This is a genomic window from Variovorax sp. TBS-050B (assembly GCF_029893635.1).
GTDB lineage: Bacteria > Pseudomonadota > Gammaproteobacteria > Burkholderiales > Burkholderiaceae_C > Variovorax.
Genome location: NZ_JARXYR010000002.1, coordinates 2217965 through 2238742, shown reverse-complemented (window position 1 = coordinate 2238742; position 20778 = coordinate 2217965). Strand labels below are relative to the sequence as shown.

The window sequence follows — 20778 nt, the reverse complement described above, 5'->3', positions numbered from 1 at the left end:
GGGTCGCCGGCGTTCATGCGTCGCTCCGGTCGGCGGGGCGGGCGGCGGCGGTCCCGCTCGCCGTGGGCTGCACGCAGCGGGGCAGCTCGCCGAACACGTGCGGCTTGACCTGATGATGCAGCCAGGACGTGGCCGCGGGACGCTCGGACAGCTGCTTCACCAGCGGCGGGATCTGCTCGCCGAGCAGGATGCCGAGCAGGCCCACGAGCGCGATCACCGGCGGCGCCGGCGAGCGCACCTGGAACAGCGCGTAGATCACGCCGACCAGCAGGCCCAGCGCAAGGGAGACGAGGTAGGGCTTCATGGCCGGCGCTTCCTGGGGTTTCCGATCAGCCTTCGTGCGCGCCGAACATGCTCTTGGCGTAGTCGATGCCGATGCCGTAGGCGCCGCCCACCTTCTTCGCGATGCCGGTGGTGAGCTCGTAGGTCTCGCCGCGCGCCCAGTCGCGCTGCAGCTCGAGCAGGTATTGCAGCGAGGTCATCGGCCGCGCGCCGGCCTGCACCATGCGCTCCATCGCGCGGTTGTGCGCCTCGGCCGAGACGTCGCCGCTGGCGTCGGCGATCACGTAGACCTCGAAGCCCTGGTCCAGCGCCGACAGCGCCGGGCCCACGATGCACACGCTGGTCCAGAGGCCGGCGAGCACGATGCGCGGCTTGCCGATCTGGTTCACGCGCTCGATCACGGCCGCGTCCTCCCAGGTGTTCATCGAGGTGCGGTCGAGCATCTTCTGGCCCGGGAAGGCCTCGGCGATCTCGCGGAACATCGGGCCCGAGAAGCTCTTCTCGGCCACGGTCGTGAGGATGGTCGGCACCTTGAAGCCGGCCGCCGCCTGCGCCACCAGCGCCGCGTTGTTGCGCAGCGTGACCGCGTCGATCGAATGCGTGGCGAAGGCCATCTGCGACTGGAAGTCGATCATCACGAGCGTGTGGTCGTTGGGGGTCAGCAAGGTGGCGCCGGCGGTGGGGGTGGCCTGGATCTTCGACATGAAAGTACTCCTGAAGTATGAAAAAGGTTCGATTCGATTCACAATCCGCTTCGGGAAGCATTTCCCTCGGCATGGGCTGAATCATCGGGGCCATTCCGACCAGCATCGGCGAAAGTTTTCAGCGTCATCGATCGAATTTTTCGAACGTTGATTCTCCAGGGTTTTCGGTCCTTCTTTTCATGGGGAACGCACGTGCTCAAGCTCAGCCTCGAAGCCATCGAAGTCGTCGACGCCATCGCCCGCCACGGCTCCTTCGCCGCGGCCGCCGCGCGGCTCCACAAGGTGCCCTCCACCATCTCGTATGCCGTGGGCCGTCTCGAAGAGCAGCTCGGCATGCGCTTGTTCGAGCGCAACGGCCCGCGCGTCAACCTCACGCCCGCGGGCGAGGAGATGCTGAAGGAGGGCCGCTGGCTGCTCAACGCGGCCAACGACCTCGAATCGCGCATGCGGCAGATCGCCACCGGCTTCGAGTCGGAGCTGCGCCTGGTGCACGATTCGCTGATCCCCACGCAATCGCTGATGGACGACATCCGCGCCTTCGAGGACCTGCGCTGCGGCACGCGGCTGCGCATCGCCTGCGAGGCGCTCACCGGCAGCTGGGAGGCGCTGCGCGAGGGGCGCGCGGACATCGTCATCGCCGCGGGAGAAGGCCCGGCCGGCGGCGGCTACCAGGCGGTGACGGTCGGCAGCATCGCGTTCGCGTTCTGCGTGGCGCCCAGCCATCCGCTCACGCGCCTGGGCCGGCCGCTGCAGCGCGGCGACCTGCTCGAATGCAACGCCATCGTCGTGGGCGACAGCGCGCGCACGCTGTCGGACCGCACCGTGGGCCTGCTCGCGGGCCAGCCGCGCATCACCGTGCCCTCGATGGCCGCGAAGATCGCCTGCCAGGCGGCCGGCCTCGGCCACGGCTTCCTGCCGCGCGCCTGCATCGCCGGCGAGCTCGCGCGCGGCACGCTGGTCGAGTTGCCGACCGAGGAGCCGCGCGCGCCCGAGCCCTTCTGGCTCGCCTGGAAGACCGGCGCCGAGGGGCAGGCGCTGCGCTGGTGGCGCGAGCGGCTGAACCGCACGCTGGTGCCGGCGCTGCTGCCGCGCTCGATGCTCGTCGGCTGAGCCGAGCGCCTCGGCCGAAGGGCCGGGGCCACACGGCCGAACGGGCTATAGGCGCGGCGCGCGACGCTCACCAGAATGCGTGGCTTCGGATTCGTCCACCACCATTTACCCACGGAGCCTCCCGCGCATGACGCTCAAGTCCGACATCGTCAGTTTCCTCAAGCGCGACCTCAACGTCGCGCGCCTGAATTTCGCCGTGCGGAGCCTGCGCGTCTACCCGAGCGCCTACCAGATCGACGTGGCCGACGCGATCGCGAGCGGCGCCTTCAAGCTCGGCAACGCCGTGTCGAGCGGCGCGGGCGCGAGCTACAACATGGACACCGACATCATCAACCTGCGCGACGGCTTCAGCATCTCGAACGCGAGCGACCAGGCCTTCCTGGTGCACGAGTGCACCCATGCGCACCTCGACATCCAGACCACCGGCAAGCACTCGGGCCACGAGAACGAAGCCGCGGCCTATCTCGCCGAAGCCATGTACCTCGAGGCCGCCGGCCAGCCGCAGATCGGCGGCCAGGCGGTGCGCAACATCGCGCACCCCATCGCGCGCAAGCTGCTCGCGGGACGGTACGCCGTGGAGGAAGCCGACATCCTCGCGCTGACGGCGGCGGTGGCGGCGGTGGATATCTATGCGAAGGAGCCGATCTACACGAGCAACGGCTTCAAGCGCAGCATGTTCTACAACTGGGTGCGCGGCGACTGAGCGGCGCTCAGCCCTTCGCGCGCAGGCGATCGAGCGCCCGGTCCAGGAAGGCCAGCCGGTCCTGGCCCCAGAAGCGCTCGCCGTTCAGGATGAAGGTGGGTGCGCCGAACACGCCGGCCTCGATGGCCTCGGCGCTGTTCGCGCGGTACACCGCAAGCACTTCGGCCGACTGCTCCATCGCCTGCAGCGAGGCGCCGTCGTAGCCGTTCTCGTCGGCGATCGCGATGCGCACCTCGGCCTGTGAGGTGTCGCGTTCCTCGGCCCAGAGCGCGCGCAGCAGCGCGTGCGAGAGCGGCTGCGCATCGAGCCCCTGCAGTTGCGCGGCGATCACCATCCAGCCCGGGTACTTGTTCCAGTTCGGGTCCACCGGCACGCCCTTGGGGTAGTAGGCCGGTTCCAGGTTGAGCGGCATGCCCAGGTGGTCGCGCCAGCGTGCGAGTTCGAGCGCGTGGTAGGTGCGGCGCGGCTCCGGCCGCGTCTTCAGCGGAATGCCGCCGGTCTGCGGCACCACGGCCTGGAAGTCGTAGGGCTTGAGCGCGAGCCGCACGTGGTGGCGGCGCACGATGTCCTGCAGTTGCGGACCGCCGAGGTAGGCCCAGGGCGAGGAAAGGCTGTAGTAGCAGTCGAGCGCGATCGAGGTCTTGGAAGAAATCATCGCGGCATTATCTTCAGCGCTCAGCCGCAGCGCGCGGCCGTGATGCGGCCCTGCGCATCGACATCGAGGTTGAGGCGCTTCGGATCGGCCGGCGCCGGCGGCGGCTCGCCGGCGGCCGAGGTGCGCACCGAGCCCGAGCCGGTGCGCGCGAGCAGTTCCTCGAGCAGCGGCTGCGCCACCGGCCGGCCCAGCGCATAGCCGGCACGCGCAGCCTCGCAGCCGGGGTCGGTGGGCACGGTCACGAAGGTGGGCGGCGGCGGGGCTTCGGAGGTGAGCGGACGGAATTCGGGCTGCGCCTGGCAGGCGGCCAGCAGCAGGACGGCGGCGCCGAGGCATGCCGCGGCGATGCGGCGGCCGCGCCCTCGCATGGCGACGGAGCCCGCGGTTGGCTGCAGTACGGTGGGGCGCATCTCTTGTCCTCCTCGGGTTCTGGAAACGCCGGATCGTAGCGCGGCACCGCGTCGACCCGTGCGGCGCGCCGGCGCAGGACCGATACGACTGTTTCTCTTTTCATCTACCCCGAACAGGGCAGAACGCGCGCCGGTCCGTGGCATGGTGGCAAAGCGCGCATCCGTGCGGTGCGCAGGTTTTCGGGGCCGGCGTTCGACGAGCGCCGTCGATCACGCATTGCAGGGGACTTCCGATGCAGGCTGGGCAAAGGATGCGCACGGTCGCGTGCGTTGCGGGCTGGGCTTATCTGCTCGGCGCGTCGAGTTGCGGCGGGGGTGGCGGTGGGGGCGGCATTCCGATCGTGCCCGTGGCGGCCGTCGCGCCGCCGGCCGAACCGCCCGCCCCCGCGCCCCCGCCACCGCCCCCCGCGCCGCCCGCGCCCGACGTGCCGGCCGCACCGCCGGCCGATGCACCCGCCAGCCGCGTGGTCTCCGCCACGATCGCCTCCAGCAAGACGGGCGCGACCTATGCGCTCGAGATCCATCTGCCCGCCTCGTACGACGGCGGCTCCGCGCGCTACCCGGTCATCTACGCGATGGACGGCGACGGCGTCTTCAACCCGCCGGGCACGCGCTTCGCGAACTTCAAGACCATCCTCGACGAGCGCCGCACGGAGGCGATCCTGGTCGGCATCGGCGGCACGGCACGGCGCGAGCAGGACTACACGCTGCCCGGCGCCACCGCGTACCACGACTTCCTCACGCTCGAACTGGTGCCGTTCATCGAGGCCGGCTATCGCACCGATCCGGCTCGGCGCCTGCTGACCGGCCTTTCGCTCAGCGGCAGCATGGCCGGCATCGCGCTGTTTCTCGAGGGGGCGGCCGGCAGCCTGACCTTCTCGCACTTCCTGGCGTTCGAAGGCGCCTTCGACTTCCAGGCGGCCGAGTACCGCGAACTCGAACAGCGCATGCACGACGCGCTCGGCGACAGGCCGCTTGCCGCGACCCTGCTGCTGACGCGCTGCGACCATCCGACCGAATGCAACTCCGGTCCCGTCGACGGCCTGTACCAGCGGCTCCGGGCGCGCGGCCAGCCAGGGCTGGCCGTGAGCGAGGCGACCTACGCGACGACCCACACCGGCACCGACCTCCCGTCCTTCGCCGATGCGGTCGCGCGGGTGCTGCCGTAGCGAGGCGCTACCAGTTGACCGGCTTGAAGCCCCAGGCCTGCGTCTGGAAGCCCGAGAAGCTGATCGGATTGGCCCACACGCGCGCGCCCGAGGCGTCGTCGCCGAGCGTGATCACCGCTGGCGCCTGCGCGTTGCTCGCGCCGTACTTGCTCTGGATGTACCAGTAGCCGAGCACCTCGGTCGGCTGCAGGCTCCAGAGCTGCGCGTCGGCCTCGATCACCGGCTGCCTGGCCTGCATGACCACCGGCCACTCGCCGGCAGTGCCCAGCGGCAGCACCGTCATGACGAAGCCGGTGTCCATCAGCGTCTCCAGGTACCACCACCCGGGCGCCTCCGGGCCGGCAGGAACGAAGCGCCACTGCTGGTTGCCGGTCTCGGGCAGGTTGACGGCGTAGGCGATGACCGGCGTCTCCGCGTCGGGGCTGTTGCCATCCACGTCGAGCACGAAATGCCCGGCATTCAGCTGCTGGATGTAGTAGGGCCCCAGGTTGAGTTCGCCGGTCGATGGGCTGGCCGACTTGCCGGCCGGAGGCGGGTTCGCCGCGGCCTGGCTCCCGGCTGCGGCCACTGCGACGGGTGCCTCGGCCTGCTCGACCGGGCCGTCGGGCAGATGGTCCCACCAGTAGGCCTCGATCAGCGCCTCCGCATGGGCGGTGTCGGCCTTGTTGCCCTTGTCCTGCAGCAGGTCGATCGCCTGCTGGTAGGTGGTGTTCTCCGGAATGAAGAAGGGCAGCCGGGGATTGATGTTCGCGTAGCGGTCGCCGAGCAGCATGGCCGCGAGCGTGGGCATCAGCTCGGTCGAAGTGCCGTTGAGGCACATGTCGAGCACCGGCCCGGGCTTCGACTGGTTCATCAGGAACGGCGGCGTGCTGTTGAACGGATCGGCCACGCCGTTCATCCACTGATCGGCGCCCCACGGACCGGTGTCGCTCGCGATCCAGTCGTGCATCAGGCCGGTGCCGATGGTGATGGCCACGATGTTCTCGAGCTTGTGCCCCGCGGCCACGGCCAGCGAGATCGCCGCGACCGTCGGGTCGTGGTTGAAGAAGGCGCCGTCGACGTTGCCATCGTAGGAGCCCAGCTGCCCGGGCATCGCGCCGCTCGACGTGGCGGCCTTCGCGATCAGCACGTCGCCGAGGCCGGGCAGCATGTTGGTGTACATCAGCGGCTTCCACGGCGTGGGCGTCTGCACCCCGTCCTTCACCGCGAGCCCGCCGACGTTGAAGGACACGAACAGCACCTTCTTGCGCTCGAGCTCCGAGACCTTCTTCTCGCGGTGCAGCAGGAACTGCGAGGCGAACACCTTCTCGATCGAGTACGCGGGCTGGCGCGGATCGTGGTTCATGTCGTTGTAGAACCCGATCTCGCCCTTCGGCGAGGTGAAGAACTCGATCAGCTCCTTCGGCGTCTTGCCGGCCAGCAGCTCGCTCGTGATGATCGATCCGGTCGAGCACCCGGCGATGAGGTCGGTGTGCTCGATGAGGTGCGGGAAGCGCTCGTGGAGCTTCTGCAGGATCGTGACCGACATCAGGCCCCGTATGCCGCCGCCGACGAACGAAAGAATGGTGAATTGCTTGCCTTTTTCCACGTCCAGCTCCTTTGAAAGTTGACTCCCCCCACTTGGGGAAGCGGAGTCTCTGGCCGCGCCCGCGGAGCGTCTACGCGTGGAATCCCGTTCAATCCATCGATGTACCGCGGCCGGCATGCGCGGCGCGTCGAAAGCAGCCAGCAGCCCGCCGAAACCGGAACGAAGGTGGTCTTTCGCCTGCCTTCGGCGTCAGCCGGCCGAGGCGCGGAACGCATCGAGTGCATGCCTTAGTTCGCGCGCCTCGGCCGAGGTCAATGCGAGCGCCAGCACGCAGAAGTCGCGCTGGTAGCAAGGCAGCATCAGCGCAGCCGCGAGCGCGTCGCTCTCATCGGGGCCCGCCCGCCGCGCGGCGCGGGCATGGCACGCGGCCATGTTGCGATAGACGCCGAGCGCCTGCGCCACGCGGGGCGATGCCCTTGGCGCGGGCGCCTCGTCCTCCTGCGCGACGAGGGCGACGTCCGTCTCGCCGTCGTTGTCGCCGTCGCTGTGGTTGCTGCTGCTGGTTCTTCCGATGCTGTTCATGGCCGGCTCCTGTGGCGCGCGGATGGCGCCCTGGAGCCACTCTAGAGGCGCCTCGGCAAAGCCGGGAGTAACAACATCGTCGTGAAACGCGCAGCGGATCAGTCCGCCGGGCGCCAGCGGCCCGAGTCGGCACACACGCGAACGCGTGCGCCGTTCGCCATCACCTGCGCTTCGCCGAGCTGCGCCGCGGGCGTCGTGTCGAATGCAATGCCGAGCGCACGCGCGACCGCGGCGTGTTCGATCGGCAGCTCCCAGCTCAGGAAGAACTGCGCGCGATCCTGTCCAGCCGCGAAATCGCCCGCATCGAAGCCGCCGCTGCCGCGCCGGATCACCGCATGCGGCTGCGCGGTGTCGAAGACGAAGGCGGTGCCGCGGACGAGCGGAATGCGCTCGCCGGTGCCGGGGAAATGGACCTCGAGCCCCTTGTCCTCGCTCACGAAGAGATTGCAGAAGGCCGCGCCGCCGTACTGCGCTGCGTCATGGTGGTAGCGCGCGCCGCGGCAGGCCATGAGCGCGAGTTCGCTGTCGTCCAGCACGCCCGGCATGCCGAGGGTGGCGAGCCAGTCGGCCATGGCCAGCAGGCACTGCCTGTGCGCCGGCCAGCGGCTGCGCGCACGCGCGAGCGGCAGGGGCTCCACGTCGCCGGGCTCTAGGAAGAGATTTGTCGCCATCTCGTTCTCCCAGTCCGCGACGAGGCGCGCCGACAGCGCGGGAACATCGAGCACCGCCCGAGGTACCCGCGGCCCCACGCCGCGGCTGCGGAACGCGCCGCCACTTCGGAACCAGACGGTCAGGCGGTCTTCCACGGCAGGACACTGAAGCACTCGATGCATCGCAGGCAGTGTAGTGAACGCGGCGCGGCACTGGACGCCGGGCAGAATGCGCCTTCCGCCGGAGGCGGCATCGAGCATTTCTTCAGCGAATCAGAACGGACGAGTCCATGCGCGCAAGGTACCAGCAGCCGAGATCCCGGGCCATCAGCCCTCGACGCCTCCTCATTGCACTCGGCGTCTGTGCATTGATCGCGCTGCTCCTCTATCCGCAGCGTGCCCGACTGGAGGAATATCGCGAGCATTTCTTTGGCAACAGCAAGAGCACTTTCTTCAGTGTCTCGGAGCTCTCCGAAGAATGGACCGAAGCGACCGTGCGGCAGCGGTTTGCTGAACATCCGGTCTGGTGCGGCCGCTACCAGGGCGATCTCCCCGTCGACCGCGCCTGTGGCGTGAAGATCAAGTCCTACAACGGCATTCCCGCGTTGTATCTGGCGCTCTTCTTCAAGGATGCCAAATTGCAGCAGATGGCCATCAGTCTGCCGTGGTGGGCGCAAGGCAAGGCATACCGGAACGTTGTCGCCGAGCACGGCGCGCCGTCTGCGTCTCAGCCGCGATCGTTCTCGGGAGTTCGGCTGCACGGCTGGCGCCTCCCCGATGGCGGCGGGCTGTTCCTCAACCGCGACCGCCCGTTCAACCCCCTCGATACGAACGCGATCTACTGGCGCAGCGCCACCGAGTGCCGGACGCGCGGCTGCTTCTCAGGCGATCACTAGCGGCAACAGCGGCCACCGACTCACAGCCCAGCCACGCCCGTTTCGAGCACGCCATCGCGCGCCACGATGCGCCCGCCCGCCACCACCAGCCGGCGCACCGGCCGCGCGACCACCGCCTGCGCGACGGTCTGCGCATCGACCAGCACCAGGTCGGCCCGGCAGCCGGCTTCGAGGCCGTAGTCGCCGAAGCCGCAGCCGCGCGCGCCCGACTGCGTGACCGTGTCGAGCGCGATCTCGATCTCGTCGTCGCGGCGCAGGTTGTAGCGCATGCCGATGAGCATCGCGCGTTCCAGCATGTCGGGGTTGCCGTAGGGCGACCAGGTGTCGCGGATGCCGTCGTTGCCGCCGCACACCGTCACGCCGGCCTGCCGGCAGGCGATGAGCGGCGGCACGCTGCGCGAGGGCGAGGCGCTGGTGACGAGCACCACGCCGAGCTTCGCCATGCGCGCGAGCAGCGCGTCGCGCTCGCGTTCCGCCAGGTCGCCGAGGCAGAAGCCATGGCTGACGGCCACCCTGCCCTGCAGGCCCAGCGCCGCGGTGCGCTGCAGGATCAGGTCGAGCGAGAACGCGCCCATGGCGCCCGGCTCGTGCAGATGGATGTCGAGCGGGCAGCCGTGCTTGCCGGCCAGCGCGAACAGCAGGTCGAGCGAGCGCACCGGGTCGCCGTCGATCGCACAGGGGTCGAGGCCGCCGAGCACGTCGGCGCCGCGTGCCAGCGCCTGGTCGAGCAGCTCCGCCGTGCCGGGCCGGCCGAGCAGGCCCGACTGCGGGAAGGCAACGATCTGGATCTGCTGCAGCGCGCGCAGCGCCTCGCGCGTGGCGAGCGTGCCTTCGAGATGGCGCAAGCCGGCCTGGGTGTCGATGTCGACGTGCGTGCGCAGCCGCGTGGTGCCGAGCGCGAGAAAGGCCTTCGCGAGCGCGAGCGACTGCGCGCGTGCGTCGTGCCCGCTCGCATGGCGGAAGGCGCGCTCGTTCTCGATCCTGTCGGTGAGCTGCGGGCCGACCTCGTTGCGGTACCAGTCCATGCCCCAGAGCGTCTTGTCGAGGTGGGTGTGGCTCTCGACCAGGCCGGGCAGCAGCAGCGCGCCGCCGCCCTCCTCGACCGGCGTGTCCGCGGGGGCGGCAAGATCCGGGCCGATCTGCGCGATGCGGCCGTCGCGCACGAGCAGGTCGACCGGCGAACCGGGCGCGCGCCCGAAAGGCCGCACGCGGCGCAGCAGCAGCGAGTGGGATGAAGCCATGGCGTCGGTCGCCGCGCAGCGCGGCGAAGAAGGAAGTCGCGAGGATTTCGAGGATACCCGCGTGCACGGCACGCTTCGTCCGCGGCCGAAGTGCGCGCGGCCGATGGCGCCGATCATCGCCGCACCATGCACACCACCCTCCACCCGACACGACCCGCCAACCCGCCGCACCCGATCGTCGAATGGGCCCTGCTCGCGCTGCTCGCCACGCTCTGGGGCGCCTCGTACAGCTTCATCAAGATCGGCGTGGCGACCATTCCGCCGCTCACGCTGGTCGCCGCGCGCACCCTGATCGCCGGTGCGCTGCTGCTCGCGGTGCTGCGCTGGCGCGGCCTGCGGCTGCCGCGCGATGCGGCAAGCTGGCGCCGCTTCACGGTGCAGGCCGCGCTCAACAGCGTGCTGCCCTTCGCGCTGATCGCCTGGGCGGAGCGCAGCGTGGACGCGGGCCTCGCGACGGTCCTCAATTCCACCTCGCCGATCTTCATCTTCCTGCTGAGCCTCGGCCTGGCGGGCGCGGAAAAGCCCACGCCGCGGCGCTGGCTCGGCGTCGGCGCGGGTATGGTGGGCATCTGCCTGATCGTCGGCACCGAGGCGCTGCGCGGGCTCGGCCATTCGCTGCTCGCGCAACTGGCGCTGGTGGCGGCCTCGGTCTGCTATGGCGGCGCCGCGATGTTCGGTCGCGTGTTCAAGGGCCTCGATCCCATGCTGCCGGCCGCGGGCTCGCTGGTCGCGGGCGCGGCGATGCTGCTGCCCGCGAGCCTCGCGATCGAGCGGCCCTGGACGCTCGCGCCCTCGGCCGCCTCGGTGCTCGCGGTGCTGGCGCTCGCGGTGCTCTCGACCGCGCTGGCCTTCACGATCTACTTCCGGCTGATCCGCACGCTCGGGCCGATGTCGACCTCGGCCCAGGCCTACCTGCGCGTGCCCGTGGGCGTGGCGATCGGCGTGCTGCTGCTCGGCGAGCGGCTCGCGCCGACGGCCTGGCTCGGACTCGCGTGCATCGTGGCCGGGGTGATGGCGATGACGCTGCCCGCGCGCGGCGGCCGCGCCCGGGCGGCGCTCAATCGATGCTGATGTTCGCCGCCTTCGCCACCTCGGCCCATTTCACGCGGTTCTCGTGCACGGTCTTCCTGAACTGCGCGGGCGTCTCGATGCGCACGGTGTTGCCCTGGCTCTCGAAGCGCTCGCGCAGCTCGGGCTGCTCGAGCACGGCCTTCACCGCGGCGTTGAGCTTGTCGACGATCTGCGGGTCGGTGCCCTTGGGCGCGAAGATGCCGAACCAGATCGAGCTGTCGAAGCCCTTCGTGCCCGGCAGGCCGCTGGAGGCGATGGTGGGCACCTCCTTCACGGCCGCCACCGGCTTGGCCGTGGTCACGCCCAGCAGGCGCACCTTGCCGGCCTTGTAGTGCGGCAGCACGGTTTGCACCTGGTTCATGATGCAGCAGGTCTCGCCGCGCACCACCGAGGTGATGGCCTCGGGCCCGCCCTTGTAGGGCACGTGCACCATGGTCAGCCCGAGGCGCGAATTGAATTCCGCAAAGGCCATGTGCGTGCCGGCGCCGTTGCCTGTAGACGCATAGTTGTACTTGCCGGGGTTGGCCTTGACGAGATCCACGAACTCCTTCAAGGTCCGCACGTTGATCACCTCGGGGTTGATGGTGAGCACGTTCGAGACGTCGAGCACCGGCGCCACCGGCACGAAGTCGGCCTCCACGTCGAAGGGCAGCTTCTTGTAGAGCGCGGCATTGCTGCCGTGCGTGGCCGCGGTGCCGAAGGAGAGCGTGTAGCCGTCGGGCCTGGCATGCGCCACGTACTCGCTCGCGATGTTGCCGGCCGCGCCCGACTTGTAGTCGATGATCACGGGCTTGCCGAGCTGCTTCGCGAGCGGCTCCTGGATCGCGCGGGCCACCACGTCGACGCCCGAGCCGGCCGGAAAGCCCATGATCAGCGTGACGGGTTGCTGCGGCCAGTCGGCCGGCGCCTGCGCGAGCGCTGAGGCCGACGCGGCCGCGCACAGCACGGCGGCGGTGCCTGCGCGCAGCAGCAGGCCGGAGCGGAAGAATCGCGAGAAGGGTGAATGGATCATGGCGGTCGTCTTTCCTCGAAACGGGCGGTGCGATGCGGGATTGTGGCGCGCGGCTCATGCCGTATGCGGCATGAGCTTATGCAGGGCGCGCCGGGGTGCGGGCGGCATCTCTCCATAATCGCCGCATGGTCCGTCCCACCCAACAACTCCATCCCCGCCGCGAGCCCGTGCCCGTGCGCGCGGCCGCCACGGTGCTGCTGCTGCGCGATTCCGAAGCCGGCATCGAAGTGCTGATGACGCGCCGCTCCGCCACTGCAAGCTTCGCGCCAGGCGCCTACGTGTTCCCCGGCGGCCAGATCGATGCGGCCGACGCGCTGGCCGCCGCGCGCCTCGCCTCGCGGCGCCCCACGCAGGACGAGCTGCAGCTCACGCAGGCCGTCGCCGCGATCCGCGAGGGCTTCGAGGAGCTCGGCGTGCTGCTCGCGCGCCATGCCGACGGCCGCTTCGCGAACGCCGAGGACATCGCTGCGCTCGACCGCAGCCCCGACGCGCCGGTCGCCTTTGCCGAGCAGTGCGCCGCGCGCGGGCTGGCGCTCGCCTGCGACCAGGTGTTCACGCTCGCGCACTGGATCACCGACCGCGACCTGCCGAAGCGCTTCGACGTGCCCTTCCTCGTCGCGCGCATGCCCGAAGGCCAAGTGCCCACCGCGGACGAGAGCGAGCAGTTCGAGCCCTGCTGGGTGCGCCCCGCCGATGCGCTCGCGCGCCATGACGCAGGCAGCTTCTTCATGATCTTTCCGACCGTGCGCACGCTGCAGCGGCTCGCGGCCTACGCCAGCGTGGATGCGGTGCTCGCGGCGTGCGCGGCCCGCGACGGCGTCGAGCGGCCGCTGTGGACCAGCTGCCCGCGCGCCGGGCTGCTGCGCGGGCAGGACGCGCGCTACATGGAAGGCGAAGCGCCCTACGGCGAACTCGCGCTCGTGTGCCCCGACGGCCAGCTGCTGCATGCGCTCGACTGGCAGACCGAGCGCGCCGTGCCGCTGCTGCGCAACGTGCAGCGCCTCACCGCCCCCAATCCGAGCGCCATGACCGGGCCGGGCACCAACAGCTACATCGTCGGCGACGCGGCCACGGGCTACATCGTGATCGACCCGGGCCCGGACGACGCCGCGCACATCCAGCGGCTGTGGCGCGCCACGCAGGGCGACGTGCGCATGATCGTGTGCACCCATTCGCATGCCGACCATTCGCCCGCCGCGGCGCCGCTGCAGGCGCTCTGCACTGCGACGAAGCCGCCGATCCTCGGGCTCTCGTCGGCGGCCACGGCCCGCGCCTCGGCGCGCTTCGTGGCCGAGCGCGAGCTGCGCGACGGCGAGCGCCTGGCGCTCTCGGGCAGCACACCGGGCGGCGAGGCCGTCACGCACACGCTGCGCGCGATCCACACGCCCGGCCATGCGGCCAACCACCTCTGCCTGGTGCTCGAGGAAGACGGGCTGCTGTTCTCGGGCGACCACATCCTCAACGGCAGCACCACGGTGGTCGATCCGCCCGACGGCGACATGAATGCCTACCTCGATTCGCTCGACCGGCTCGACGCGGTCTGCGCGGCCGAAGGCATCGACTTCATCCTGCCCGCGCACGGCTACGTGATCGGCAGCGCGCGCACCGCGATCGCGCAGCTCAAGGCGCACCGCCTGAAGCGCGAGGCCAAGATCGCGCTCGCGATGAAGAAGCTGCCCGAGGGCACGCCCGACGACTGGCTGCCGCTCGCCTACGACGACGTCCCCGAACGCCTGTGGCCGGTGGCCGCGCGTTCGCTCGCCGCGCATGTGGCGCGCATCCGCCAACTGGCGTCCGCGGCACCATGAGCGGCACCTCCGGGGATACCGAAGGCGTGCGGCTGGCCAAGCGCGTGGCCGCGCTGGCGGGCTGTTCGCGCCGCGAGGCCGAGCTGCTGATCGAGAACGGCGCGGTGCGGGTCGACGGCGCGCCGGCGCTGCTGCCGCAGTCGCGCGTGCTGGCGCACCAGCAGGTCGAGATCGAGGCCGGCGCCAGGCCGGAGCCAGTGGTGCCCGTCACGCTGCTGCTGCACAAGCCCGCCGGCATGCCGACCGACGGCGCGCACCAGCTGCTGCTCGCCGCCAACCACCACGAGCCCGAGCGTGCGGGCCTGCGCTTCCTGCCCGCGCATGCGCGGGCGCAGCGCTGCATGACGCCGCTCGAAGCCGGCGCGAGCGGACTGGTCGTCTACACGCAGGAATGGCGCATCGAGCGCAAGCTGCAGGAAGACGCAGGCATCCTCGAGCACGAGGTGATGGTCGACGTGGCCGGCCCCGTCGGCCCCGAGCAGCTCGCGCGCTTCGAGCGCTCGCCCGCGCGCGTGAGCATCGGCCGCCAGGCCGACGACCGCACCGGCCTGCGCTTCGCGATCAAGGGCCCGCGGCCGGGCCAGATCGCGCACCTGTGCGACCAGGCCGGGCTGCGCATCCTCGCGATGCGCCGCATCCGCATCGGCCGCGTGCCGCTGGCCGGGCTGCTGCCCGGGCAATGGCGCTACCTGTCGCCGCACGAACGTTTCTGAGCACCGAGGACGCGTTCAGGGAATGGAACAAGGAGGCAAAGCCATGAAGTTCGGATCCGGGCGCGCTGCCGCGGCGGCCTGCACCGTCGTTCCCCTCGCGCTCGCAGGCTGCAGCTACCTCGCGCCGCTGCTGCCCTCGAGCGAACCGCCACCGCCGCCCGCGCCGCCGCCGGTGGTGTCGCCCAGCGGCCTCGCGCCGATCACCGAGGAACAGGTGGAGCGCATCCGCGAAGCGATCGTCGCCAAGCCGCCGAGCCCGGCCGTGGCGCGCGCGGTGCAGAGCGCCGCGCCCACCATCGAGTCCTTCGTGCGCACCGAAGGCTGCATCACCGCCCGCAACGGCGCCGTGCTCAACCCCTTCGCCGCGCCCGGCCGGCTGTTCGACGGCAGCGGCTTCCAGGGCGGCCCCATGGCCAGCATGCAGTACCACGACCGCACCGCCTGCGTGACGGTCAAGCGCATCCAGAACTGGAAGATGGTCACGCCGAAGCGGCTGCGCTTCGAGGTGGTCTACGTCGGCGACGACGGCGAGGAAAGCGCGGTGCGGCGCCACGAGCTCACGCGGCAGCCGAAGGGCGGGTGGTTGTTCACGCGCTGAGCAGGCACGGCCCGCAGCGGCGGAAACCACGCCGAGCGGATGCGCATTTCCGCACGAATGCGGCATGTCCGTGCGATCTGCGCACCACAACGTCGTAACAGCATGTACGATCCTCGCCGGCCAGAGGCGACCAAAGCCCGGCCGACGCTTCATCGCCTGAGGGCATCCCGCGAGAGAAGCGGGGTGAGGCGATGGATTCGATCCATCTGTTCGAGGGAAACAACCATGTTCGCCATCCGCGGCGCCGCCATTCCGGTGCTGGCATCGTTCATCCTTGCCGGTTGCTCGCACCTGCCGGCCACCCAGCCCGTCAAACGCGAAGTCCTGGTCGCGCTGCAGCCGGTCGAGGTCAACCTCGGCATCCGGCAGCCCGAGCTGTACGCCACCTTCGTGCGCTCCAATGCGGGGGCGACGGGCGCCGCAGCCTGTGGCGCCGTTCCGGGCCTGGGCATCCTGCTGGCCGCGGCCTGCGGCGGCGCGATGGGCGCGGTCGACGCGAGCGTCAACGCCACGCGCGCCAAGGCGGCCGAGGAGAGCGTCCGTCCGCTCAAGGACGAACTGGTCGACCTGAATTTCGACCAGCTCATGCGCGAGTCGCTCGCACAGGAGCTGCAGGCTGTGCCCGGGGTGCGGCTGGCGGATACCGGCGTGACCGTCACCAAGACCACCACCACGGAGGCCTATGAAAAGACCTTCAAGGCCTCGCGTTCGAATGCGGTGATGTTCGTCAATCTCGACTATCACCTCTCGACCGATTTCTCGACGCTGGAGGTCTCGTCGCGCGGCCTGCTCTACCCGCGCGGAACCGCCGCGCGCGAAGCCGCCAAGCTGCCGGCCGCTTTGCCCACCACCTCGTCGGAACCCGTGCTCGCGCTGCAGAACGCGAGCTACCGCAGCAGCATCGTCTACCGCGCGAAGCACCCCGCCGCGAGCGACGACGCGACGAAGAACATCGCGGCATGGAAGGCCGATGGCGCGCGCATGCTGAAGCTCGCGCTGCAGGACGCGATCGCGCAGTCGGCCGCGCTGCTGGCGGCGGATCTGCAGGGCAGGCATCCCGTCTATGCGTCGGCCACGGCACAGGTCAGTGTTCCGCCCGGCCTGAAGGCCAACCTGGTGGCCCAGGGCAGCACGGGCCGGCTGCTGCGCTATCCGGACGGCTCGCTGAACTTCGACGCGGCGCTGGCCAGCGTGGCGGCTGCCGCGCCGGCGGCTCCAGCGGCACCGGCTGTGGCGGCCATGCAGGCGACCTCGGACGCGCCGGCAAAGTGAGGCACTCCCGTGGGCGCCGCGCCGCCTGCGCGGCGCTGGCGGCCTTGCTGCTCGCGAGCGGGTGCGCCTCGGACCGGGTGGCGGGCCTGCGGCGCCCGGGCGCGGGCGCTCCGCAAGGCGCCACGGCGGCGACGCCGGCCTGCGCGTTCTCGCTGGGCGGCATCGACGATCGCCGCGACGCGCAGAGCCTTGGCCAGATGGGGCGCACGCACGTCGACGGTGCGGGCTTCGACGAATGGCTCAGGAACGGCATCGCCTCGATGCCCGGCTACACGCCCGATGCCGCGCCGGCGATCCGCATCACGGTGCTGAAGGCCTATGTGCACGGCCTCCTCACGTTGAAATCGGCCAACCTCGTGGTGCGGGTGCAATTCCCGCCGGACGCCGCGGGCGCGGCAACCAGGACCTACCGCGGCTTCGACGACTCGATGAACTGGTCCTCGTCCGAGTCCGAGATCCAGCAGGCCTTCGATGCCGCGCTGCACAACCTCACGGTGCAGATCGGCGCGGACCTGAACAAGCGCTGCCGAGGCTGAGCGAGCGCGGCGCGTGCCCTGCGCCGCGCCGCGCCGGAAAAAGAAGAAAAGTGTGAAGCCCGCCGATAAGCCGGATTCTGTGCGTCGAAGTTGCCCTCGACGTGACCGCCATTACTCTGGGCCGCCTGTCACCAGACGGCTCGATGCCACCTACCCGCCAGCTCAGCGGAACCACCTCGAAACTGGCCTACTTGGTGTTGCTGCGCGCAGAGATTGCCCGTTTCACCCCCGGTGGTCTGCCTTGCGGCACTCCCCCGGGACTCGTCTCTGTTGCTCTGATCCTCACCTCACGGTGGAGAGCCGTTAGCTCCTGCGCTGTCCTGTGCAGTCCGGACGTTCCTCCAGTGCGGCCTTTCGGCACTTGCACCAGCGGCGGTCTGGCGTGCTTCACGGGCGGGATTATCGCAGCATGCGGCCTACAGCGCGAGCACGCGCGCAATGTCGCGCGCCGCCTCCTGCGGCTCGACGGCTTCGGTGTCGATCACCAGCTCGCCGGGCGGCATCGCGCGTTCGGCGCGCTCGAAATCGTCGCGGAGCCGGCGCAGCAGTTCCAGCGAGCGCAGCTTGCCGAACTCGGCCCGGCTCGCGGTGTCGATGCGCCGCTCCTGTCCGGCGCGCGAGATCGTCAGCCGAACGAAGTGGGTGCTGCCGCCCCCGGCTGCGACGGCCTCGACCGCGCGCCGCGGGAAATCGGCCGCCACGGTCGGCTCCGGCGCGAAGGTGAAGATCGTCGAGCGCCCGACGGCGGCCGCTTCGCGCATCGTCGCGAGCCACATCTGTTCGCGCAGCTTCACGAAGCTTTCGGAACCGAACGGGAACACCGCGCCGACCGCATCGACGACCAGATGGTTGTGGAAGACGGCGAAGCCCGTGAGCGCCCCCAGCGCCCGCGCGACCGTCAGCTTGCCGGAGGCAACCGGCCCGTGGATGAATATCAGCTTCATGCATGCATTCTGCGTTGAGGCGCTGGGACGGCGCGGGTTTCCCACGGACAATGCCCCGTCCGTCCCCTGCATTTCCGACCACCCCCGCATCCAAGGAGATCGCAACATGAAGGCCCAGAACATCCTCCAGACCATCGGCAACACCCCGCACGTGCGCATCAACCGCCTGTTCGGCCATGCGAAGCAGCAGGTGTGGATCAAGTCCGAGCGCGCCAATCCGGGCGGCTCGATCAAGGACCGCATCGCGCTCGCGATGGTGGAGGACGCCGAGCGCTCCGGCGCGCTCCAGCCCGGCGGCACGATCGTCGAGCCGACCTCGGGCAACACCGGCATCGGCCTTGCGATGGTCGCGGCGGTCAAGGGCTACAAGCTGATCCTCGTGATGCCCGACAGCATGTCGCTCGAGCGCCGCCGGCTGATGCTGGCCTACGGCGCCACCTTCGACCTGACGCCGCGCGCGGGCGGCATGAAGGCCTCGATCGCGCGCGCCGAGGAGATCGTCGCCGGCACGCCCGGCGCGTGGATGCCGCAGCAGTTCAACAACCCCGCCAACGTCGACGTGCACGTGCGCACCACGGCCGAGGAGATCGCGGCCGACTTCCCCGAAGGCATCGACGTGCTGATCACCGGCGTGGGCACCGGCGGCCACATCACGGGCGTGGCGAAGGTGCTCAAGAAGAAGTGGCCGAAGCTGCAGGTGTTCGCGGTCGAGCCGGTGGCCTCGCCCGTGATCTCGGGCGGCCAGCCCTCGCCGCATCCGATCCAGGGCATCGGCGCGGGCTTCATCCCGAAGAACCTCGACACCTCGCTGCTCGACGGCGTGCTGCAGGTCGACGCCGAGCCGGCACGCGAGATGGCCCGCCGCTGCGCGGTCGAGGAAGGCATGCTCGTGGGCATCTCCTCGGGCGCCACGCTCGCGGCCATCGCGCAGAAGCTGCCTTCGCTGCCGGCCGACGCGGTGGTGCTCGGCTTCAACTACGACACGGGCGAGCGCTATCTCTCGGTCGAGGGCTTCCTTCCCGGTTGAGGCCGTCGAAAGTGGGCTGACCGGACGCGAAAGGCGCGAAGGTTGCGCGAAGGGCGCGAAAGAAAACCATTTTTTGTTTTTCTCCTTTCGCGTCCTTCGCGCAACCTTCGCGTCCTCTGCGTCCGGCGGTCCGGTCCCGGTCTCAAAGCCCACCGACTAAAATCCGCGGTCTGCTTGATAAACACAAGCCCCACGCCATGCTGAGAATCTCCGAACTCAAACTCCCGCTCGACCACGCGTCCGAGGCGCTGCCTGCGCTGATCGCCAGGACGCTCGACCTTCCCATCGAGGCGATCGCCTCCCACACGGTCTACAAGCGCAGCTTCGATGCGCGCAAGGCCGAGCTGCTCACGGTCTACATCTGCGACGTGCAGCTCGCCGACGACGCGACCGAGGCCGGCCTGCTCGCCAGGCATGCCGCCAACCCGCACGTCCAGCCCGCACCCGACATGCGTTACCTGCCGCCGGTGCACGCGCCCGAGGGCGCGCCGCGGCCCGTGGTGATCGGCTTCGGGCCCTGCGGCATCTTCGCCGCGCTGATGCTCGCGAAGATGGGCTTCCGCCCGATCGTGCTCGAACGCGGCAAGACGGTGCGTCAGCGCACCCGCGACACCTGGGGCCTGTGGCGCAAGAGCACGCTGAACCCCGAGTCGAACGTGCAGTTCGGCGAAGGCGGCGCCGGCACCTTCTCGGACGGCAAGCTCTACAGCCAGATCAAGGACCCGCGCTTCCTCGGCCGCAAGGTGATGGAGGAATTCGTGAAGGCCGGCGCGCCGCCCGAGATCCTCTACGTCGCGCATCCCCACATCGGCACCTTCAAGCTCGTGAAGGTGGTCGAGAACATCCGCGAGCAGATCGTGGCGCTCGGCGGCGAGATCCGCTTCGAGCAGCGCGTGACCGACGTGCACATCGAAAACGGACACCTGCGCGGCCTGACCGTGCGCGACCAGGCCACGGGCCTTTCGAGCGAGCTGCGCGCCGACCACGTGGTGATGGCGCTCGGCCACAGCTCGCGCGACACCTTCGCGATGCTGCATGCGCGTGGCGTGCACATCGAGGCCAAGCCCTTCTCCATCGGCTTCCGCGTCGAGCATCCGCAGGGCCTGATCGACCGCGCGCGCTGGGGCCGCCATGCGGGCGATCCGCTGCTCGGCGCGGCCGACTACAAGCTGGTGCATCACGCGAGCAACGGCCGCTCGGTCTACAGCTTCTGCATGTGCCCCGGCGGCACGGTGGTGGCCGCCACCAGCGAGCCGGGCCGCGTGGTCACCAACGGCATGAGCCAGTACTCGCGCAACGAGCGCAACGCCAATGCCGGCATCGTGGTGGGCATCGACCCGCGCGACTTCCCGGGCTGGGAGAACGGCGCCCAGGGCGACGCGCTCGCGGGCATCGCGCTGCAGCGCCAGCTCGAGAGCAACGCCTTCGTGCTCGGCGGCGGCGACTACCGCGCGCCGGGCCAGCTGGTGGGCGACTTCATCGCCGGCCGGCCCTCGACCGCGCTCGGCAGCGTGCTGCCCTCGTACAAGCCCGGCGTGACGCCCGGCGACCTGCACCAGGCACTGCCGGCCTATGCCATCGAGGCGATGCGCGAGGCCTTCCCCGCCTTCGGCCGCAAGATCAAGGGCTTCGACCTGCACGATGCGGTGCTCACGGGCGTGGAGACGCGCACCTCGTCGCCGATCCGCATCACGCGTGGCGACGACTTCCAGAGCCTCAACGTGCGCGGCCTCTACCCGGCCGGCGAAGGCGCGAGCTACGCGGGCGGCATCCTCTCGGCCGGCGTGGACGGCATCAAGGTCGCCGAAGCCGTGGCGCGCAGCCTGCAGGCCGAGGCCGAGCGGCAGCGCGCCGCCGCGCACTGACC

General features: G+C 70.3%; 22 protein-coding genes and 1 other RNA gene. 12 read left to right on the top strand and 11 right to left on the bottom strand.

Annotated features, from left to right (window positions below; genetic code table 11):
• Window positions 1-13 precede the first annotated feature (13 nt).
• Together M2165_RS13455 and M2165_RS13450 are read right to left on the bottom strand one after the other, a co-directional pair.
• Window positions 14-304, bottom strand: coding sequence for a DUF1427 family protein (locus M2165_RS13455; protein ID WP_280815121.1), 291 nt, complete (start codon window positions 302-304; stop codon window positions 14-16).
• A gap of 25 nt (window positions 305-329) precedes the next feature.
• Window positions 330-986, bottom strand: a complete 657-nt coding sequence (locus M2165_RS13450) for a hydrolase (protein WP_280815120.1) — start codon at window positions 984-986, stop codon at window positions 330-332.
• 192 nt (window positions 987-1178) lie between these two features.
• Between M2165_RS13450 and M2165_RS13445 the strand changes: the two genes are divergently transcribed.
• Window positions 1179-2096 carry a LysR family transcriptional regulator gene (locus M2165_RS13445; protein ID WP_280815119.1) on the top strand — a complete coding sequence of 306 codons (918 nt, stop codon included), beginning with the start codon at window positions 1179-1181 and terminating at the stop codon, window positions 2094-2096.
• 127 nt (window positions 2097-2223) lie between these two features.
• Window positions 2224-2799 (top strand): hypothetical protein, encoded by a 576-nt coding sequence (locus M2165_RS13440; protein WP_280815118.1) that lies wholly within the window; start codon window positions 2224-2226, stop codon window positions 2797-2799.
• 7 nt (window positions 2800-2806) lie between these two features.
• On the opposite strand, the gene M2165_RS13435 is transcribed toward M2165_RS13440, so the two are convergent.
• A complete protein-coding gene (locus M2165_RS13435; protein ID WP_280815117.1) occupies window positions 2807-3454 on the bottom strand; it encodes a 2-hydroxychromene-2-carboxylate isomerase in 648 nt (215 codons plus the stop codon).
• A 20-nt stretch (window positions 3455-3474) separates the two neighbouring features.
• Window positions 3475-3864: an I78 family peptidase inhibitor gene (locus tag M2165_RS13430; RefSeq protein ID WP_280815116.1), complete on the bottom strand. Its 390-nt coding sequence runs from the start codon at window positions 3862-3864 to the stop codon at window positions 3475-3477.
• 251 nt (window positions 3865-4115) lie between these two features.
• Between M2165_RS13430 and M2165_RS13425 the strand changes: the two genes are divergently transcribed.
• Window positions 4116-5033 (top strand): alpha/beta hydrolase-fold protein, encoded by a 918-nt coding sequence (locus M2165_RS13425; RefSeq protein WP_280815115.1) that lies wholly within the window; start codon window positions 4116-4118, stop codon window positions 5031-5033.
• Window positions 5034-5040: 7 nt separating this feature from the next.
• On the opposite strand, the gene M2165_RS13420 is transcribed toward M2165_RS13425, so the two are convergent.
• The 3 genes from M2165_RS13420 to M2165_RS13410 all read right to left on the bottom strand — a co-directional run bounded on the left by M2165_RS13420 (window position 5041) and on the right by M2165_RS13410 (window position 7949).
• Window positions 5041-6621: a patatin-like phospholipase family protein gene (locus M2165_RS13420; RefSeq protein WP_280815114.1), complete on the bottom strand. Its 1581-nt coding sequence runs from the start codon at window positions 6619-6621 to the stop codon at window positions 5041-5043.
• A 189-nt stretch (window positions 6622-6810) separates the two neighbouring features.
• Window positions 6811-7143 (bottom strand): hypothetical protein, encoded by a 333-nt coding sequence (locus tag M2165_RS13415; protein WP_280815113.1) that lies wholly within the window; start codon window positions 7141-7143, stop codon window positions 6811-6813.
• A 98-nt stretch (window positions 7144-7241) separates the two neighbouring features.
• Entirely contained in the window at window positions 7242-7949 is a 708-nt protein-coding gene (locus tag M2165_RS13410; RefSeq protein WP_280815112.1) for a hypothetical protein, read from the bottom strand.
• A 212-nt stretch (window positions 7950-8161) separates the two neighbouring features.
• Here M2165_RS13410 and M2165_RS13405 point away from each other — a divergent pair, with 212 nt between their 5' ends.
• A complete protein-coding gene (locus tag M2165_RS13405) occupies window positions 8162-8689 on the top strand; it encodes a hypothetical protein (RefSeq protein ID WP_280815111.1) in 528 nt (175 codons plus the stop codon).
• A gap of 20 nt (window positions 8690-8709) precedes the next feature.
• Here M2165_RS13405 and M2165_RS13400 read toward each other — a convergent pair whose 3' ends face one another.
• A complete protein-coding gene (locus M2165_RS13400; protein ID WP_280815110.1) occupies window positions 8710-9930 on the bottom strand; it encodes an amidohydrolase family protein in 1221 nt (406 codons plus the stop codon).
• 126 nt (window positions 9931-10056) lie between these two features.
• Between M2165_RS13400 and M2165_RS13395 the strand changes: the two genes are divergently transcribed.
• Window positions 10057-11001, top strand: coding sequence for an EamA family transporter (locus M2165_RS13395; RefSeq protein ID WP_280815109.1), 945 nt, complete (start codon window positions 10057-10059; stop codon window positions 10999-11001).
• On the opposite strand, the gene M2165_RS13390 is transcribed toward M2165_RS13395, so the two are convergent.
• The gene (locus tag M2165_RS13390) at window positions 10988-12013 is read right to left on the bottom strand and encodes a tripartite tricarboxylate transporter substrate binding protein (protein WP_280815108.1); all 1026 of its coding nucleotides are present in this window, start codon (window positions 12011-12013) and stop codon (window positions 10988-10990) included. The genes M2165_RS13395 and M2165_RS13390 overlap by 14 nt on opposite strands.
• 125 nt (window positions 12014-12138) lie before the next feature.
• Here M2165_RS13390 and M2165_RS13385 point away from each other — a divergent pair, with 125 nt between their 5' ends.
• The 5 genes from M2165_RS13385 to M2165_RS13365 all read left to right on the top strand — a co-directional run bounded on the left by M2165_RS13385 (window position 12139) and on the right by M2165_RS13365 (window position 16940).
• Entirely contained in the window at window positions 12139-13821 is a 1683-nt protein-coding gene (locus tag M2165_RS13385) for an MBL fold metallo-hydrolase (RefSeq protein ID WP_280815107.1), read from the top strand.
• Window positions 13818-14534 carry a S4 domain-containing protein gene (locus M2165_RS13380; protein WP_280815106.1) on the top strand — a complete coding sequence of 239 codons (717 nt, stop codon included), beginning with the start codon at window positions 13818-13820 and terminating at the stop codon, window positions 14532-14534. Before M2165_RS13385 ends, M2165_RS13380 begins: the two co-directional genes overlap by 4 nt.
• Window positions 14535-14577: 43 nt before the next feature.
• Window positions 14578-15132: a hypothetical protein gene (locus M2165_RS13375; protein WP_280815105.1), complete on the top strand. Its 555-nt coding sequence runs from the start codon at window positions 14578-14580 to the stop codon at window positions 15130-15132.
• Between the two features lie 225 nt (window positions 15133-15357).
• Window positions 15358-16404: a hypothetical protein gene (locus M2165_RS13370; RefSeq protein WP_280815104.1), complete on the top strand. Its 1047-nt coding sequence runs from the start codon at window positions 15358-15360 to the stop codon at window positions 16402-16404.
• A complete protein-coding gene (locus tag M2165_RS13365; RefSeq protein WP_280815103.1) occupies window positions 16401-16940 on the top strand; it encodes a hypothetical protein in 540 nt (179 codons plus the stop codon). The genes M2165_RS13370 and M2165_RS13365 overlap by 4 nt, the downstream gene beginning before the upstream one ends.
• A 50-nt stretch (window positions 16941-16990) precedes the next feature.
• Here the strand turns inward: M2165_RS13365 and rnpB are convergent.
• Both rnpB and M2165_RS13355 read right to left on the bottom strand, forming a co-directional pair.
• Window positions 16991-17329: RNase P RNA component class A (rnpB, locus tag M2165_RS13360), an RNA gene on the bottom strand.
• A gap of 27 nt (window positions 17330-17356) precedes the next feature.
• Window positions 17357-17884, bottom strand: a complete 528-nt coding sequence (locus tag M2165_RS13355; RefSeq protein ID WP_280815102.1) for a shikimate kinase — start codon at window positions 17882-17884, stop codon at window positions 17357-17359.
• 106 nt (window positions 17885-17990) lie between these two features.
• On the opposite strand from M2165_RS13355, the gene cysK reads away from it, so the two are divergent.
• Both cysK and M2165_RS13345 read left to right on the top strand, forming a co-directional pair.
• On the top strand, window positions 17991-18911 hold the full coding sequence (gene cysK, locus M2165_RS13350) for a cysteine synthase A (protein ID WP_280815101.1): 921 nt from the start codon (window positions 17991-17993) through the stop codon (window positions 18909-18911).
• A gap of 197 nt (window positions 18912-19108) precedes the next feature.
• A complete protein-coding gene (locus M2165_RS13345; RefSeq protein ID WP_280815100.1) occupies window positions 19109-20776 on the top strand; it encodes an NAD(P)/FAD-dependent oxidoreductase in 1668 nt (555 codons plus the stop codon).
• Window positions 20777-20778: the final 2 nt, after the last annotated feature.